A 15,697-nucleotide genomic window follows, 5' to 3' on the forward strand; every position below is an offset into this window, starting at 1 on the left:
GGCCGGGCGCCCCGGCAAGGTCGCGGGCGGCAACCTATCCTTTCTGCCATGGAAAGACTGGACGACCTCGCCTTCTTCCACGTGGTCGCCGTCAGCGAGACGCTCACGGCCGCCGCGCGCGAGCTGGACGTCTCGCTGCCGGTGGTCAGCAAGCGCCTGAAAGCCCTCGAACAGCGCCTCGACGTCCGGCTGGTGCACCGCGGCGCACGGCGGCTGACGCTGACGTCCGAAGGCCGGCTCTACGCCTCGCGCGTCGAGGCGATCCTGGACCAGGTGCGCGAGCTCGACGACCTGGTCAGCCACGGCTCCGGCGACCTGACGGGCTCGATCGTGGTCCAGGCGACGCTCGGGCTCGGCCGGGCGCACGTCGCGCCGCTGGTCGGCGAGTTCACCGCGCGGCACCCGCGGTTGCGCGTCCAGCTGCACACCTCGGCGCTGCCGCTGCGGCCCCACCGGCGCGAGTTCGACCTGGCCGTGCACGTCGGCGCGCCACCGGATTCCACCCTGCGGATGCGCCGGCTGGCGCGCAACCGCCGGGTGCCGTGCGCGGCACCGTCCTACCTGGACCGTCGCGGGACGCCCGAGCGGATCGAAGACCTGGCCGGGCACGACTGCATCGTGCTGCGGGAGAACGAGGGCGACTTCGCCGTGTGGCGGTTCGGCGGGGCCGCACAGCCGCGTCAGGTGCGGGTGCACGGCAGCCTGTCGAGCAACGACGGCGACATCGTGACCGACTGGGCGCTGCGGGGCCGCGGGATCGTGATGCGCTCCGAGTGGCAGGTCCGGGCGCACCTGGACAGCGGCGCGCTGGTGCGAGTGCTGCCTGGCGTGCCGACACCGCCCGCCGACATCTACGCCCTCCTGGGCGACGACGTCCACGTGCCGCGGCGGACCAGCGAGCTGATCACCCACCTCGCGGCCCGGTTGCCGGAGCGGATCGCTTCGGCCTCGTGAAAGGCAGCCTCTCCGCGGCCGGCCAGACCGCGGCGGACCGTGCCGACCGCGGCCCAGGCCTGGTGGGCTTCATGCGTTCCGGGCGCGTTGCCCGACCACAGGGCCTGGTCCACGGTGACGCCCAGCGCGCGTATTCCGTCCACTGTGGAGGGACTGCCGATCCCGTGGGCGGCCGCTGCCAGGTCGCGGGCCGTCATGCCGGCCGTCCACGGAACGCTGGACGGCCCGTCCGCACTGCCCTACGTGCTGCCGATGCTCACCAACGTCCTCGGCCTCGGCGCGGCGATCGTGGGAGCCACGTTCTTCTGCATCGAAGACGGAGGTTCGCCGGCTGTCCCTTTTTCCGGGCATGACGGCTGACGGGCGGATCCGGCACCTCTCTTAATGAATCCGTGAACCGGCCCCTCGGGCAATTTCAGGTACTCGTGCGCGCGCGTCAATTGACGCTCGTCGAGCCGTCGTGCCACCGTGATATTGAGCGTTGCCGTCGAGATGGCACCGGCTGACTGGGGGTTTCCGCATGTCCATTGCCGCGGCAGCGGCGGCTGCTCCGATCAATGCGCACCAATTGCTCGTCTTCCTCTTGCAAATCGGTGTTCTGCTCGGCTGCGCGGTGCTGCTCGGCCGGATCGCCGGCCGATGGGGGCTGCCGGCCCTCGTCGGTGAGCTCGCCGCCGGGGTTCTGCTGGGGCCGTCGGTGTTCGGCAGCGTGCTGCCCGGCGTCTCGGCCTGGCTGCTGCCCACCGATCCGGGGCAGGCGCACCTCACCGGCGCCGTCGCGCAAGTAGGAGTACTGCTGCTCGTCGCGATCACGGGCGCGCACATCGACTTCGACCTCATCCTGCGCCGCCGCCGGGCCGTCGGGCTGGTGAGCCTCGGCAGCATCACGCTGCCCCTGGCGCTCGGCCTGGCGCTGGGCTTCCTCCTGCCGGACGCGCTGATGGCACCGGGCGTCGGACGCCCCGTGTTCGCTCTCTTCGTCGGGGTCGCGATCGCCGTCAGCGCCCTGCCGGTGATCGCCAAGACGCTGCTGGACATGCGCTTGCTGCACCGCGACGTCGGGCAGATGATCATCGGCGCCGCGGCGATCAGCGACGTGGTCGGGTGGCTCCTGCTGTCGGTGGTGTCGGCGGCGGCGGTGGTCCGGGGCAGCCTCGACGCCGGGGCGCTGGCGCTGTCCGTCGGCGTCCTGCTCGCCGTCGTCGCCGCGACGCTGGTGGCGATGCACCTGCTCCGACGGCGGGCGGCCCGGGCCGGGGAAGCGGCCCGGCGCGGTATCGGCGTCACCGTCATCGTCGTGCTGGTCGCGCTGGCCGCGGCCGGCACCCACGCGCTGGGCATGGAGCCGATCCTCGGGGCGTTCCTGTGCGGACTGCTCATCAGCTCCTCCGGGGCGGCCGCGCGCAGGGTGCTGGACTCGTTGCGGCCGTTCGTCGTCGCGGTGCTCGCGCCGTTGTACTTCGTCACGGCGGGGATGCGGGTCGACCTCGCGGCGCTGGGCCACCCGCCGGTGCTGATCGCCGCCGTCACGACGATCCTGGCCGGGACGCTCGCCAAGCTGGCCGGCGGCTACGCGGGGGCCCGGCTGTGCCGCTTCGATCGCACCGAGTCGCTGGCCATCGGAGCGGGACTCAACGCCCGCGGCGTCGTGGAGATCGTGGTCGCGACCGTCGGTTTGCAGCTCGGCGTGCTGACCGACGCGACGTACACCATCGTCGTCCTGCTGGCCGTGGTGACGTCCATGGTGGCGCCGGCCACCCTGCGGTTGACCATGCGCCGGACCACGAGCACGCCCGCCGAGCGGGATCGAGAACGCGATTTCGCCGGTAGTTCCGGGTGATCCGGCGCGTCGTTCCCGCCGTCGCGGGCGAGCCGATAAGGTGGCTGCCGTCAATTCCGAGTGGTCGGCTCAAAGGATTCCGGTCGGTTGATCGAACGGTTTCCGGTGGCCGATGCCCCTGTTTCCGAAGGAATTTCGATGAGCACCCCGCACGAGCGAGTGATCGACTACCTGACCGATGCCGGAATCCCGTTCGAGGTGATCGAGCACCCACCGGCCGCCTCGGCCGAGGAATACAGCCGCGTCGTCGGCTCGCAACTGAGCCAGCAGGCCAAGGCGCTCCTGCTTCGCCGGTACAAGCGCGAAGGCGGCAAGGACCTGATCATCCACGCGCTGCCGGGTGATGCGCGGGGCGATCTCGGCGAGCTTGCCGGGCCCCTGCAGGCCAAGCGGCTCCGGCTGGCCAGCGTCGCCGAGCTCGAGGCCGCGACCGGGTGCCACTTCGGGGAGCTGCCCTCCATCGGCTCGATCTTCGACCTGCCGCTGAGCGTCGACGCCCGGTTGCTGGAGCAGGACCGCGTGTTCTTCAACGCCGGCCGCCTCGACCGTTCGGTCGTGGTGAACCTCAACGAGGTCAGCAGGATCGAGGCGCCGATCGTCGTCGGGGCGTGAGCCGCGGCCGGTCAGTTCCGGTGCGGTGCCTCGGGAACCGCCGGCGAGCCCGCCCGGCCGTACCGGCGCCGGAGCAGGGCCGTGCCCAGCAAGCCCACCACCAGCCACGCGGTGCCGGCGACGATGCCGGTCGGCCCGGTGCCGATGACGAACAGCGAGCACAACACCAGCGCGACCACCGGGGTCAACGGGTAGAGCGGGGTGCGGAACGCCGCTTCGGCGCCCCGGCGGCGGGCGGCGAACAACGCCACCACCGCGCCGACCGAAGTGATCATGTACAAGAACCCGGTCGCCGCCACCGCGAACTCCAGGTCGGAGAACACGGTCAGGCAGATCTGGCTGCCGCCGGCGAGCAGGATCGCCACCCAGGGCACCCCTCGCGCGTTGCGCCGCGCCACCACCCGGGGCATCCGGTCGTCCCTCGCCAGGACGAACGCCGCCCGGGAAATCACGATGACGAACGCGTTCACCGTCGCCGTCAGCGCCACGACGATGATGACGTTGACCCCGGTGATCCCGGCGGGCCCCAGCAGCACCGCCGCGGCGTCGGCCACCGGCGTCGCGGTGCCGCGAAGCCGGTCGGAGGGCAGGACGCCGTTGATCACCACCAGCAGGCCGATGTACAACACGAAAACGATGGCCAGGCTGGCGAAGATGGCCCGCGGGATCGTGCGCTGCGGCCGGTCGATCTCCTCGGCGGCCACAACCACCGCGTCCCAGCCGAGCAGGGCGATGAACCCGACGACGGCCGCGGCGACGATCCCGTACCAGCCGTGCGTGACGAAGGGCGTGAAGTGGCGCGCGTCGACGTTGGTGCCGCCGATGACGATGAACACGCCGAGGAAGAGCACTTCGACGAGCATGATCACGAACTGCAGGCGGCCGGACACCTTCAGCCCGAACAGGTTCACCACGACGATCACGGCGGTCAGCACGACGGCGCCCGAGGTCGCCGGGATCGCCGGGACGAGCAGGTGCAGGTGCTCGCCGAAGCCCCGGCCGACGAACGCGGCACCGGACGCCCAGGCGCCGACGTTCGCCCAGCCGACCACGGTCGCCACCCAGCCCGGCAGGTGCGCCTTCGCGTAGGCGTACTGCCCGCCGGAGTCCCCGTGCAGGGAACTGAGCTCGGCGAAGCACATCGCGAGGCTGAGTGAAGACAGAAAGGCCAGGAGGAAAGCCACGATCACGGCGGGACCGGCCAGCGCGCTCGCGGTGCCGCTCAGGACGAAGATGCCGGCGCCGACGACGCCTCCGACCCCGATCGCGGTGGCCTCGCGCAGGCCGATCTTGCGCCGCTCGACGACGGCAGAACCCATTTCCCCCAGCCCCCTTGACAATTCACGAAGCCAGTCTCATCGTGCCCCCGGGTCAAGCGAAGATATCACACCGGATCGCAGGATATGCGAGACCAGATGCACCCGGTTCGGCGAGTGAAACTGATTCAGCAGCGTCGAAACGTGGCGCTTCACGCCGTGGATCGATATTCCGAGCCGGTTGGCGATCTCCTTGTTGCTGGCGCCCGTCACGAGCATGTTGAGCACTTCGGTCTCACGCGCACTGAGGTGTTCCAGGCGCGGCGGCGGATCCACGCTGTGGTTGCGCGCGCGGTCGAGCAGGTACGCCGCGATCGGCTCGGGGATCACCAGCCGTCCGTGCAGCACCTGCGTCAGCGCGTCCCGCAACGACCCCGGCGTGAGGTCGCGCTGGAGCAGGTACCCGTTGGCCCGCCTGCTGGTGGCGACGTCGAGCGAGCCCGGCTGGGCGGCCGCCGCGATGACGATCACCGGCCGCAGCCGGTCCAGTGAAATCCCGGCCCGTTCGGCGTTCATCAGGGTCGTGGTGGAGATCAACGTGACGTCGGTATCGACGTCGCCCGTGCCGATCTCGGTGACGGCCGAGGCGCGGACGCCCGGGATCGCGTCGGTGATGGCGAGCAGCCCGCGGCGGAGCACCTCCTGTTCTTCGACGATGAGCACCCTGGTTCCCGCGGGCAACGGCGGCGCCGGCCCACGGTCCATGACAACCCCCACGTGTCCTCCCGGTCGCGCTTCCGGTCTGCGGTTCCCCCCGGTGAGCGTTCAGCGCCTGCTGCTCCAGCGCGGCTCGCCCGGGCGAGCGTGCCCGTTCCCGGCGGGCGAGGCCGGTCGTGCTTTCCCGTTCCCCGGGCCGCGGTCGGACGCCGGCTGGACCACGGTGGCCCGCGCGTGCTCGAAGACGACGCTCGTGTAGACGTCGGCGATCTCCGGTCGCTGGGTCAGGCGGTCGAGCACGAAGCCGTAGAGGTCGCCGGTGTCGCCGACCGCGATGTGGATGACGAAGTCGTGGTCGCCGGAGGTGACGAACACCCCGAGCACCTCGGGCAGTTCCATGATCCACACCCGGAACTGGTCGATCACGCGGCGCGAAGGCGGGCGGATCTTGACGAACACGAGCGCCTGGACCCCGCGGCCGATGGTCCGCAGGTCCACCGCCGCGTGGAAGCCGGTGACCACGCCCCGGTCGAGCAGCGCGCGCACGCGTTGCAGGGACGTCGAAGGCACCACGTGCGTCGCCTTCGCCAGCTCGCGATTGGTCTGCCGGGCGTTGCGCTGTAGCTCTCGCAGCAACGCGAGATCCAGTTGGTCGTACACCTTCCGGTCCCCCTGTGCAGCCTCGGGCATCGGCACCACCCGTTGCCCTGTCCCCAAAGGCCACGCACACCGAATGTTTCGCGATCGGCTCACCGGTGGGTCCCCCGCCGAACGAATGACGTGAGTTGGGCGGTGTGCGTGGACTCTCCTGCTGTCCCATGAAACCATAGTTCGCGGCCGATCAGGGAGCGCTGTCGGCCCGGAAAACCGCTGTGGGGCAAAGATCTTCGCCAGGCCGTGGCCGGGTACCGGCCTGCCCTCGGCCGCTCCGCGCAGGACGCGTCGGGGCGGATTTCGTTCCAGCGAACGGAAACCAGGCAGGAGAGGGGGTGGACCGACATGACCGTCGAGCGCATCGAGGAAGAAGGCCTCGTCAAGGAGTGGCACGCCAACCAGATCTGACCGGGAAACACCCGGACCGGTGCACGGTTCTCGTCGTGCACCGGTCCGGCAGGGCCGGAAAGCGCATCCGGGAACGGGGCATTCGAAAGGAATCAGCGTGCGAAACCCCCGAGTCAAACCTTTCCTCCGGGTCTACCGCCGCGAGGGGGAACCGCACCTGTTCCTCGGCCTCGGCCCGAGCAAGATCCGCGTCACCGACCCCACCGACGAAATCGTCGAATTCGTGGTGGGCCTCGACGGCAGTGCCACCAGCGAGCAGCTGGCGACCCGGTACCCCGATGCGGACAAGTGGCTGGCCGCGCTCGAGGCGGCGGGTGCCCTCGAGGACGCGGCGGCGGACCCCGGCCTCGCCCCGGAGCTCGCCGAGCGGTGGAGCAGGCAGATCAATTACCTGCGGCTGTTCGACCGCGAAGACTGGACCGGCTTCGACGGCCAGCAGCGGCTGGCCGACGCCCGGGTCGTGGTGGTCGGCGCCGGAGCGGGCGGGACGACGCTGGTGCGGCTGCTGGCCGCGGCCGGGATCGGCCGGCTCGAATCGGTCGACTTCGACACCTTCGCCCTGGACAACCTCCCGACGCACGCCACGCTCGACGAGGAGGACGTCGGTGTGCGCAAGGTCGAGGTGCTGCGGCGCCGGCTCGCGCGGCAGAACTCCCGGCTCGAGTTCACCCCGCACCAGCGCACGGTCGCCTCGGCCGACGACCTCGCGGAGCTGATCGACGGAGCCGACTTCTTCATCCACGCCTTCGACCGCCCGCGCGAGCACGCCGCCCGGTGGTCCAGCGACGCCAGCATGGCCACCGGTGTTCCGCTGACCTCGATCGGTGCCACCGACCGCGGAGCTCGCGTGGGGCCGACGATGATCCCGGGCCGGACCCCGTGCTGGGGCTGCGTCGGCATCCACGGGCTGGACATCCTGCGGCCCGAAGAGACGGCCTGCCTGACCGGAGCGACCGTGGCCATGCTGGCGGGCATCGCGGTCAACGAGGTGATCGGCGTGATCTCCGGCGCGAAGGAGGCCGCCACGGCCGGGCGCAGCCTCTACATCGACACCGGGCGGCTGACGTTCACATTCGACGACTACACCAGCCGGCCCGGTTGCGCGTGCGCCACCTATGGCCGCTGAGGACGGCGGCTGGCGAGCGCCGGCCCGGACCTGGCTGCCGACGGCGTTCGGGTCCTCCATGCTCGTCCTGGAGATCCCGGTCGCCGCGGCCGCGGTCGCCCGCGGGGCCGGCGGCGCGGCCGGGCTGGCCGCGTTCGGCGTCTCGCTGGCGGTCCTGGTCGTGGCCAACTCCCCCGCGCTGGCCATCACGCCGCTGGTCGTGAGCGACGCCGACCACCAGCCGAACCGCCGCACCTTCGGCTACGCGCTCGGTGTCGGCGTCCTCACCGCGGTGGTCCTGGCGTTGCTGGTCACCGTTCCCGCTCTGTTCACGCTGGTGCGGGTGGCGACGAACCTGCCGGACGGGATCGCCGCCCAGGTCCGCACCTGCCTGCTCGCGCTCGCCCCCGCGTCGGTCGCGGTGGCCGTGCGGCGGTACTTCCACGGCCGGCTCATCGCGGCCCGGCGCACGGCGGGCATCTCGGTGGCCACCGCGGGCCGGCTGGCGTTGTCCGCCTGCGCCGCCTGGGCGCTCGTCCTGGTGCTGCCGGACGCCGGCGCGGCCGTCGGCGGCATCGCCCTGACCGCCGGTGCCGCCACTGAAGCGGCGATCCTCGGCGCCGCCGTCGCCCGGCTGCGGCAACCCGTGACCGCGCCGGGTGCCGGCCTCGGCGCGCTGGTGCGCCGGCACGCGGCCCTGACGAGCACGCGCGCGCTGAACATGGCACCGCAGCTGATCACGACGATGGCCGTGGCGCGCTCGGCACTGGCCGAGCCGTCCTTGATCGTCTGGCCGGGCCTCTACGGTCTGCTCGCGCTGTTCACCGGGCCGACCAGCGACCTGGAGTCGGTCGTGGCCGGCCACCTCCGGCACGGCGGGCACCCGCGCGACGCCCGCCGGCTGACTTGGGGACTGGCTCTCGGTTTCGCGGCGCTGTACGCCGTTGTCGTGCTCAGCCCGCTCGGCCGCGGCTACCTCGGCGGCCTGCTCGGCACCCCGCCGGACGCGACCGCGCTGGGCCTGCGGTGGGCGCCGCTGGCGATCGTGGTCCCGGCGTTGTGGGTGCTTCGGACGGGATTGCGCGGGTTCATCATCGCCCGGGGGCGTGCGGCCGGGCTGCTCTCCGGCGTCGCCGCGCACGCCGTGGCCCTCACCGGCGTGGCGGCGGCCCTGACCGGGGGACCCCTGCCGGGGGTCGCCAACGCCGGTGTCGCGCTGGCCGCCGGGCTGCTCGCGGAGTCGGCCGCGAACGCGGTGGTGGTCCGCCGGGCCGCCGCCCCGCGGCGGATGGCGGGGGCAGCCTCGTGAAGGTGGCCGTGGTGCAGCGGTACTCGTCCGGGCGGCGGGTGGCGGAAAACGTCGAGCTGGCCCGGCGGTACACCCGGGAGGCCGCCGGGCGCGGGGCCGAGGTCGTCGTGTTCCCGGAGATGTGGAACATCGGTTATCGGCTCCCGGCCGCCGGGGAAGCCGCTTCCCCGGCGTTCCGGGACGGGGCCGCGGCGGCGCAGGACCGGTATCTGGCGGACACCGCGCGCACGGCCGCGGAAACGGGGGTCGCGATCGTGGCGACCTACCTGGAGGTGACCGCGGACGGCCTGCGCAACGCCGCCGCGCTCGTCGGTCCCTCGGGCGATGTCGTCCTGCGGTACGCGAAGGTCCACCTCGCCACGTTCGCGGGGGAATCGGTTCTTTCGGCAGGAGAGGGGTATCCGGTCGCGGACCTCGCGCTGCCCGGCGGGCGCACCGTCCGCATCGGGCTGCTGCTGTGCTACGACCGCGTCTTCCCCGAGGCGGCCGGATCGCTCGCGGCCGCCGGTGCCGAGGTGGTCCTGATCCCCAATGCCGGGCCGTTGTGCGAAAACCGGCTGTGGCAGGTGCGGACCCGGGCGTTCGAGAACAAGCTCGCCGTGGCCGTGGCCAACTACCCGGGGCACGGGCACTCGATCGTCTGCGACGGCATCGCGTTCGACGAGAGCGGCGCACCCCGCGACCACACCGTGCTGCTCGCGGACGGGACGCCGCGGACACCGGTGGCGGAGATCCCGCTCGCCGCCCTGCGCGCCTACCGCGCGGCCCAGCCCTGGGGCGCACCGTCCTCACCGGACGTCCGGGTTCACCTGGCCGGTCAGGGAAATCCCGGAGTCGACCTTCACCTTCTTCATCGTCAGGCGTGAGGTCAGGTTCGCGATCCCCGGCAACGCCGAGAGCACATCGGTGAAAAACCTCTCGTACGCGGCGATATCGGCCACCGCGACCCGCAGCAGGTAGTCGGGTTCGCCGAAGAGCCGGTGCGCCTCCAGCACTTCCGGCAGTGCGGTGAGCTCGCGCTCGAAGTCCGCGATCGTGGCGTGGTCCTGCCGGCGCATCAGCACGTCCACGAACACCTCGAAACCGCACCCCAGGGTGTCGTGGTCCAGCCGGGCGTGGTAGCCGCGGATGGTCCCGTTGCGTTCGAGCTGACGCACCCGCCGCAGGCAGGGTGACTGGGTGAGCCCGACCTTTTCGGCCAGCTCCGCATTGGACAGACGCGCATTGCCCTGCAACTCGGCGAGGATCGCCAGATCGATCCGGTCCATGACGCAATATTCTGCCGTGTGCCGCGCGGAAGTCGCAAGGCTGTCGCGTTCTCCGCCCGGTGTTCTCCGGTATTCTCGACAACACCGGGAACACTCGAGGATCACCTCTGGGGGACCCGTCAGCACATTTCCCGCGCTGGGCCCATTCGGCGCTCCTTTCCACGACGGAGGTGCAGCACAGCCATGTCCATCGCCATTGACGACCTCGTGAACCGCATTCGCTCCCACCGGTGCTACCGGCATCCGATCTTCGACCACTGGGCCGCGCAGCCGCCGAAGCCGGCGGCGGTCGGCGCGCTGTTCCACCAGATTCGCAATTTCTGCGACGCGACCCGCCCCGGCGGAAAGTTCCCGGAGGCACTGGCGATGCACAAATTGTCCACGGAAAGCGCGTTGCTGCAGGAGATCGTGGAAAGCGAAGAAAACCACGCGCCGGAGCTGGCCACGATGGCCGGCTACATCGTCAACCGCGCCGCGGGGCGCGAGGTGTTCGAAGACCTCTACGACCAGGAGGGCGTGGAGGCCGGGCTGAAGACGTTCTCCGACGAACTGCTGGCCGGCCTGCCGGGTTACGACCCGCGGACCGGGTTGCTGGCGCAGACCCGCCGCGCGCGAGCCGCGTTCGACGGCCGCCAGCAGGTCGATCGCGAGTCGACGATCCGCAACCTGGGCACCGCGCTGGCCCTGGAGATGATCTCCAACCGCCAGCTCATCCCGGGCGAGAAGGTCGCGCTGGTCGACGCCGGCACCTACGGCGCCGACCTGGCGGACGCCGAGATGCACTACCTGCTCGAGCACTGGGGCGAAATCGGTGCCGAACAACAGCACGAGAAGAACGCGATCGCCGCCGTCGGGTCGGTGCTCAACGCCGAAACGGAAGCGCTGATCGTGGAAGGCGTCGACGTCTTCCTCGACTCGCTGGCCGCGCTGTGGGACGTGCTCGACGCCGCGCTGCTCGCCTCGGGCCGGCCGGCCGAGGAGCTCATCACCGCCTGACCGCCCGGCCCCACGAGGAGCCGGGCTCGCCGGCCGGGACCCGGTGCACACGATGCCCGGGTCCCGGCCGCAGTGGAGGACGCCATGGAAAAATTCCGGCGCTACACGCCGTTCCCGCCGGTTTCCCTGCCGGACCGCAGCTGGCCGGGGCGGGTGCTCACCCGCGCACCGCGCTGGCTCTCGACCGATCTGCGCGACGGCAACCAGGCCTTGATCGACCCGATGGGTCCCGACCGCAAGCTCCGCATGTTCGACCTGCTGGTGCGCATGGGCTACCGGGAGATCGAGGTCGGGTTCCCCGCGGCCAGCCAGGCCGATTTCGACTTCGTCCGCGCGCTGGTCGAATCGGACCGGATTCCCGGCGACGTCCGGATTTCCGTGCTCACCCAGGCGCGCGAGGACCTCATCGAACGCACCGTGCAGGCGCTGCGCGGCGCGCAGGCGGCCACCGTCCACCTGTACAACGCGACCGCGCCGCTGTTCCGGGACGTCGTGTTCGGCCTCGACCGCGCCGGCTGCCAGGCGCTCGCCACGCGCGGCACCGAGCACGTGATCCGGTGCGCCGAACGGATTCTCCCCGGCTGCGACGTCGGCTACGAGTACTCGCCGGAGATCTTCGTCGACACCGAGCTGGAGTTCGCGGCACAGGTGTGCGAGGCCGTGATGGACGTCTGGCAGCCGGGCCTCGGCCGCGAGATCATCCTGAACCTGCCGGCCACCGTGGAACGCGCCACCCCGAACGTCTACGCCGACCAGATCGAGTGGATGAGCCGGAACCTCAGCCGCCGCGAGCACCGGTGCCTGTCGGTGCACCCGCACAACGACCGGGGCACCGCCGTCGCGGCCGCCGAGCTGGCGCTGCTGGCGGGCGCGGACCGGGTCGAGGGCTGCCTGTTCGGCAACGGCGAGCGCACCGGCAACGTCTGCCTGGTCACGCTCGGGCTGAACCTCTTCAGCCAGGGGATCGACCCGGGGATCGATTTCTCCGACATCGACGCGGTCCGCCGGGTGGCCGAACACTGCACCGGGCTCGACGTACCGGAGCGCCACCCGTACGCGGGCGATCTGGTCTACACCTCCTTTTCCGGGTCCCACCAGGACGCGATCAAGAAGGGGTTCGCTCGCCTGGAGCACGCGGTGGCCGAGGCGGCCGGGCCCGTGCCGTGGACGATGCCCTACCTGCCGATCGACCCCAAGGACGTCGGCCGCACGTACGAGGCCGTGGTCCGGGTGAACTCCCAGTCCGGCAAGGGCGGTGTCGCGTTCGTCATGAAGACCGAGCACCAGCTCGACCTGCCGCGGCGGCTCCAGATCGAGTTCTCCCGCGTGGTGCAGCGCCATACCGACGCGGGCGGGGAAATCCCGCCGAAGCGGCTGTGGGAGATCTTCGCCGCCGAGTACCTCCCGGCGCCGGACGCCCGGCTGCGGCTGCACGGGCACGCGCTGACCACCGAGGAGGGCAAGAGCGTCATCACCGCCGAGGTCGTCATCGACGGCGAGCGCCGGGACCTGACCGGTGTCGGCAACGGCCCGATCGCCGCGTTCACGGCCGCGCTCGGCGTCGCCGGGATCGAGGTCCAGGTGCTGGGCTACGTCGAGCACGCGATCGCGACCGGCAGCGACGCCGAAGCCGCCGCCTACGTCGAATGCCGCGTCGGCGGTCACACGCTCTGGGGCGCCGGGATCGACGGCAACACGCTCAGCGCGTCGCTGGAAGCCATCGCCAGCGCGGTCAACCGCGCGGACCGCCTCGCCGGAGGAGCCGGATGACCCGCCCCCTGCACACCGTCGCGCTCGTCAAACAGGTTCCCCGGGCCGAGGAGCTGGTCCTCGGCGAGGACGGGCGGCTCGCGCGCACCGGCGTCGAACTGGAGCTCAACCCCTATTGCCGTCGTGCGGTCGCCAAGGCCGTCCAGCTCGCCCGGGACTCCGGCGGCACCTGCACGGTCGTCACGCTCGGGCCGCCCGCGGCCGAAGACTGCCTCCGGGAGGCCATCGCCTGCGGGGCCGGTCGCGGCGTGCTGGTCACCGATCCGGCGTTCGCGGGCAGCGACACCCTGGCCACCGCCCGCGCGCTGGCCGCCGCGCTGCGCCGGCTCGGCCCGGTCGACCTGGTGCTCTGCGGGCGCAACTCCGTGGACGCCGAGACCGCGCAGACGCCGGCGCAGGTCGCGGAGCTGCTCGGGCTGCCGATGGCGGCGGGCGTCCGGCGGCTCGCCGTCGAGGACGGCCGGGTACGCGCCCGCTGCGAGCACGAGGACGGGTGCGTCGAGCTCGAGCTGCCGTTGCCCGTGCTGATCAGCTGCGCCGAGCGGCTCATCACACCGGCCAAGGCACGCCCTGACGCCCGTGCCGCTGTCCCGGCGGAGCAGATCGTCCGCGTCGGGGCCGCCGCGCTCGGCCCGGGGCCCTGGGGCCAGGACGGCAGCCGGACCGTCGTCGGGCGGACCCGCGCGATGGCGGGCACCCGGATGCGGCTGCGCTTCCCGGGCGACCTCGGCACCCAGGTCGAGCGGGCGGTCGCGACGTTGACCGAGCTGGGGGCGTTCGACCGTGCGGCCGGGACCTCCGCGCCCCCGGTGCCCGACCGCGTCGCCGGCCTCACCGGAACCGGCGCCGTCGCCGTGCTCGCCGAGCCGGGCCGCCACCGGCACACCCGCGCGATGCTCGGCGCAGCCGCCCGGATCGCCGCGGTCACCCGCCGTCCGGTGACCGCACTGGCCACCGGCGCGCTGTCCCCGGCGATCGCCGGGTCGTGGGGCGCGGACACCGTGGTCGCGGTCAACGGCTCGACGGTCGAGGAAGACGTCGCCGCCAGTCTCGCGACCTGGTGCGCCGAGCACCGGCCGTGGGCGTTGCTGGCCCCGTCGACGATGTGGGGCCGCGAGGTCGCCGCGCGGACGGCGGCCCGGCTCGGGCTCGGGCTGGCCGGGGACGCGGTCGACGTCGAAGCCGGTCCCGACGGGGACCTGGTGTGCTGGAAACCGGCGTTCAGCGGCAGCATGCTGGCCGCGGTGACGTGCTCCCCGCCGACCCGGGTGGTCACGTTGCGTGGCGGTGCGCTGCCGCTGCCACCGCCGCGGGTCGCCGTTGCCGCCCAGGGGCCGCACCTGCCCGTGCCGCCCGGCAGCCGGGTGCGGGTGGTGGCGCGTGAGCGCGACGACGACATCGACGTGCTGGCCGTGGCCTCGGCCGTGGTCGGCGTCGGTGCCGGCGTGCCGCCCGGGGACTACCCGTTGCTCGCCCCGCTGCTGGAAGTGCTGGGCGCGGACCTGGCCGCGACCCGCAAGGTGACCGACCGCGGCTGGCTGCCCCGTGCGCGGCAGGTCGGGGTGACCGGCCGGAGCGTGGCGCCGCGGCTCTACGTCGCCATCGGCACCAGCGGCAAGTTCAACCACCTCTGCGGCACCCGGGGCGCGGGGTTCGTGCTCGGGGTCAACACCGACCCCGCCGCGCCGCTGTTCGGCGCCGCGGACGTCGGGATCGTCGGGGACTGGCGCGAGGTCGTCCCCCTGCTCATCACCGCACTGACCCCTTCGACAGTCCCGGAGCCGATCCGATGACCGAGCTGCCCGACGTCCGCCCCGCCGCGATCCCCGGGGTCGTGGACGGATTCCTGACCGTGTGCCCGCGGAGCGGGCAGGAGGTTTCGTTCCACATCGTGCTCGGGCCGGGCCCGCACCCGGCCCGGATCGAATTCCTGCTCAACCCCGAGCACGCCGCCGCGATCCGCGAGGTGCTCGGCGACGGCACACCGCCCGCCCCCGCCCTGCCCGGCGCGCAGTCGCGCTCGGTGCCGTGCCGGATCGGCATCCACATCATCCGCTGACCAGGTCCGCCACGTCGTCGGTCAGGGCGCCGACGACGGGGCGGACCTGGTCGCGGAGGAAGAAGTGCCCGCCGGGGAACGTGCGCAGCCCGAGGTAACGCCGGGTGTGGTGCCGCCACGCGGCCAGGTGCCGGTGCGGTGTGATGACGTCGGTCGTGCCGCCCATGACCCGCAGCGGCACCCGCAGCGGCGGTTCGCCGCCGCGGTAGACGTACGAGCGGCAGAGCCGGAAGTCCGCGCGCAGCACGGGAAGCTGGAACGCGAGGACCTCTTCGTCCGCCAGCACCTCCGGCGGCATCCCGCCGAACCGGCGGAGTACGCCCAGGAACCGCTCGTCCGAGCCGGCCGGGTCCGGCAGCCGGTCCACCGCGATGCCCTGGACGAGGCAGGACGCGACCACGAACAGCGCCGGTTGGGGCAGGCCGCGCCGTTCGACCGCGCGCAGCATCCGGTAGGCGATCAACCCGCCCATGCTGTGTCCGAAGAGGACGTACGGCGGCCGGAGCTCGGCGGCCAGCGCTTCGGCGAGCTCGTCGCCCGCGGTGTCGAAGTCGGCGAACGCGTTCCGCGGGTGCCGGGCGTGGCGGCCGGGCAGCCGGATCGCCCGCAGCTCGAGCCCCGGCGGCAGGAATTCCGCCCAGGGGCGGAACATCTCGGCGGAGCCGCCGGCACAGGGCAGGCAGTACAGCCGCACCGGTGCGTCCGGACGGGGGTCGAAGGTCGCGTACCAGGGATGCGGAGTCACGGGT

At 72.3% G+C, this 15,697-nt stretch carries 17 protein-coding genes; 12 read left to right on the forward strand and 5 right to left on the reverse strand.

Translation table 11 applies throughout. The annotated features are described in order from the left end of the window. The first annotated feature begins 48 nt into the window (after positions 1-48). The 4 genes from H5965_RS41955 (at position 49) to H5965_RS41970 (ending at position 3,406) form a co-directional block, all read left to right on the forward strand. The gene (locus H5965_RS41955; protein ID WP_310976753.1) at positions 49-954 is read left to right on the forward strand and encodes a LysR family transcriptional regulator; all 906 of its coding nucleotides are present in this window, start codon (positions 49-51) and stop codon (positions 952-954) included. A 195-nt stretch (positions 955-1,149) separates the two neighbouring features. Next, on the forward strand, positions 1,150-1,314 hold the full coding sequence (locus H5965_RS41960) for a hypothetical protein (RefSeq protein ID WP_310976754.1): 165 nt from the start codon (positions 1,150-1,152) through the stop codon (positions 1,312-1,314). A 223-nt stretch (positions 1,315-1,537) separates the two neighbouring features. Then, positions 1,538-2,794, forward strand: coding sequence for a cation:proton antiporter (locus tag H5965_RS41965; protein ID WP_310976755.1), 1,257 nt, complete (start codon positions 1,538-1,540; stop codon positions 2,792-2,794). Between the two features lie 138 nt (positions 2,795-2,932). Beyond that, positions 2,933-3,406 (forward strand): YbaK/EbsC family protein, encoded by a 474-nt coding sequence (locus tag H5965_RS41970; RefSeq protein ID WP_310976757.1) that lies wholly within the window; start codon positions 2,933-2,935, stop codon positions 3,404-3,406. An 11-nt stretch (positions 3,407-3,417) separates the two neighbouring features. Here the strand turns inward: H5965_RS41970 and H5965_RS41975 are convergent, their stop codons facing one another. The 3 genes from H5965_RS41975 to H5965_RS41985 form a co-directional block, all read right to left on the reverse strand. Continuing rightward, positions 3,418-4,725 (reverse strand): APC family permease, encoded by a 1,308-nt coding sequence (locus H5965_RS41975; RefSeq protein ID WP_310976759.1) that lies wholly within the window; start codon positions 4,723-4,725, stop codon positions 3,418-3,420. A 36-nt stretch (positions 4,726-4,761) separates the two neighbouring features. Next, positions 4,762-5,385: a LuxR C-terminal-related transcriptional regulator gene (locus H5965_RS41980; protein WP_310976761.1), complete on the reverse strand. Its 624-nt coding sequence runs from the start codon at positions 5,383-5,385 to the stop codon at positions 4,762-4,764. A gap of 102 nt (positions 5,386-5,487) precedes the next feature. Continuing rightward, positions 5,488-6,039: an Lrp/AsnC family transcriptional regulator gene (locus H5965_RS41985; protein WP_310976762.1), complete on the reverse strand. Its 552-nt coding sequence runs from the start codon at positions 6,037-6,039 to the stop codon at positions 5,488-5,490. Between the two features lie 237 nt (positions 6,040-6,276). Between H5965_RS41985 and H5965_RS41990 the strand changes: the two genes are divergently transcribed. The 4 genes from H5965_RS41990 to H5965_RS42005 all read left to right on the forward strand — a co-directional run bounded on the left by H5965_RS41990 (position 6,277) and on the right by H5965_RS42005 (position 9,721). Next, complete coding sequence (locus H5965_RS41990) at positions 6,277-6,441, forward strand: hypothetical protein (protein WP_310976764.1); 165 nt, start codon at positions 6,277-6,279, stop codon at positions 6,439-6,441. Between the two features lie 97 nt (positions 6,442-6,538). Continuing rightward, the gene (locus H5965_RS41995; RefSeq protein ID WP_310976766.1) at positions 6,539-7,567 is read left to right on the forward strand and encodes a ThiF family adenylyltransferase; all 1,029 of its coding nucleotides are present in this window, start codon (positions 6,539-6,541) and stop codon (positions 7,565-7,567) included. Further along, positions 7,557-8,855, forward strand: a complete 1,299-nt coding sequence (locus H5965_RS42000; protein ID WP_310976768.1) for a hypothetical protein — start codon at positions 7,557-7,559, stop codon at positions 8,853-8,855. Before H5965_RS41995 ends, H5965_RS42000 begins: the two co-directional genes overlap by 11 nt. 2 nt (positions 8,856-8,857) lie before the next feature. Next, positions 8,858-9,721, forward strand: coding sequence for a carbon-nitrogen hydrolase family protein (locus H5965_RS42005; RefSeq protein ID WP_310976769.1), 864 nt, complete (start codon positions 8,858-8,860; stop codon positions 9,719-9,721). Here the strand turns inward: H5965_RS42005 and H5965_RS42010 are convergent. After that, positions 9,644-10,123, reverse strand: a complete 480-nt coding sequence (locus H5965_RS42010) for an Lrp/AsnC family transcriptional regulator (protein WP_310976771.1) — start codon at positions 10,121-10,123, stop codon at positions 9,644-9,646. The genes H5965_RS42005 and H5965_RS42010 overlap by 78 nt on opposite strands. A 183-nt stretch (positions 10,124-10,306) precedes the next feature. On the opposite strand from H5965_RS42010, the gene H5965_RS42015 reads away from it, so the two are divergent. The 4 genes from H5965_RS42015 to H5965_RS42030 all read left to right on the forward strand — a co-directional run bounded on the left by H5965_RS42015 (position 10,307) and on the right by H5965_RS42030 (position 14,948). Then, complete coding sequence (locus H5965_RS42015; protein WP_310976773.1) at positions 10,307-11,119, forward strand: hypothetical protein; 813 nt, start codon at positions 10,307-10,309, stop codon at positions 11,117-11,119. An 84-nt stretch (positions 11,120-11,203) separates the two neighbouring features. Further along, positions 11,204-12,889: a 2-isopropylmalate synthase gene (gene leuA / locus H5965_RS42020; protein ID WP_310976774.1), complete on the forward strand. Its 1,686-nt coding sequence runs from the start codon at positions 11,204-11,206 to the stop codon at positions 12,887-12,889. Then, positions 12,886-14,682: an FAD-binding protein gene (locus H5965_RS42025; RefSeq protein ID WP_310976776.1), complete on the forward strand. Its 1,797-nt coding sequence runs from the start codon at positions 12,886-12,888 to the stop codon at positions 14,680-14,682. Before leuA ends, H5965_RS42025 begins: the two co-directional genes overlap by 4 nt. Then, positions 14,679-14,948, forward strand: a complete 270-nt coding sequence (locus tag H5965_RS42030) for a hypothetical protein (protein ID WP_310976778.1) — start codon at positions 14,679-14,681, stop codon at positions 14,946-14,948. Before H5965_RS42025 ends, H5965_RS42030 begins: the two co-directional genes overlap by 4 nt. Here the strand turns inward: H5965_RS42030 and H5965_RS42035 are convergent. Next, positions 14,938-15,693, reverse strand: a complete 756-nt coding sequence (locus H5965_RS42035; protein ID WP_310976780.1) for an alpha/beta fold hydrolase — start codon at positions 15,691-15,693, stop codon at positions 14,938-14,940. The genes H5965_RS42030 and H5965_RS42035 overlap by 11 nt on opposite strands. Positions 15,694-15,697: the final 4 nt, after the last annotated feature.

Source organism: Amycolatopsis sp. 505 (genome assembly GCF_031625235.1).
Taxonomy (GTDB): Bacteria; Actinomycetota; Actinomycetes; order Mycobacteriales; family Pseudonocardiaceae; genus Amycolatopsis.

Coding starts and splice junctions, on each gene's coding strand:
- H5965_RS42010 (WP_310976771.1), bottom strand. CDS start 10,123: ATGGACCGGATCGATCTGGCGATCCTCGCCGAGTTGCAGGGCAATGCG.
- H5965_RS42025 (WP_310976776.1), top strand. CDS start 12,886: ATGACCCGCCCCCTGCACACCGTCGCGCTCGTCAAACAGGTTCCCCGG.
- leuA (WP_310976774.1), top strand. CDS start 11,204: ATGGAAAAATTCCGGCGCTACACGCCGTTCCCGCCGGTTTCCCTGCCG.
- H5965_RS41960 (WP_310976754.1), top strand. CDS start 1,150: ATGCCGGCCGTCCACGGAACGCTGGACGGCCCGTCCGCACTGCCCTAC.
- H5965_RS42000 (WP_310976768.1), top strand. CDS start 7,557: ATGGCCGCTGAGGACGGCGGCTGGCGAGCGCCGGCCCGGACCTGGCTG.
- H5965_RS42030 (WP_310976778.1), top strand. CDS start 14,679: ATGACCGAGCTGCCCGACGTCCGCCCCGCCGCGATCCCCGGGGTCGTG.
- H5965_RS41975 (WP_310976759.1), bottom strand. CDS start 4,725: ATGGGTTCTGCCGTCGTCGAGCGGCGCAAGATCGGCCTGCGCGAGGCC.
- H5965_RS41955 (WP_310976753.1), top strand. CDS start 49: ATGGAAAGACTGGACGACCTCGCCTTCTTCCACGTGGTCGCCGTCAGC.
- H5965_RS42015 (WP_310976773.1), top strand. CDS start 10,307: ATGTCCATCGCCATTGACGACCTCGTGAACCGCATTCGCTCCCACCGG.
- H5965_RS41970 (WP_310976757.1), top strand. CDS start 2,933: ATGAGCACCCCGCACGAGCGAGTGATCGACTACCTGACCGATGCCGGA.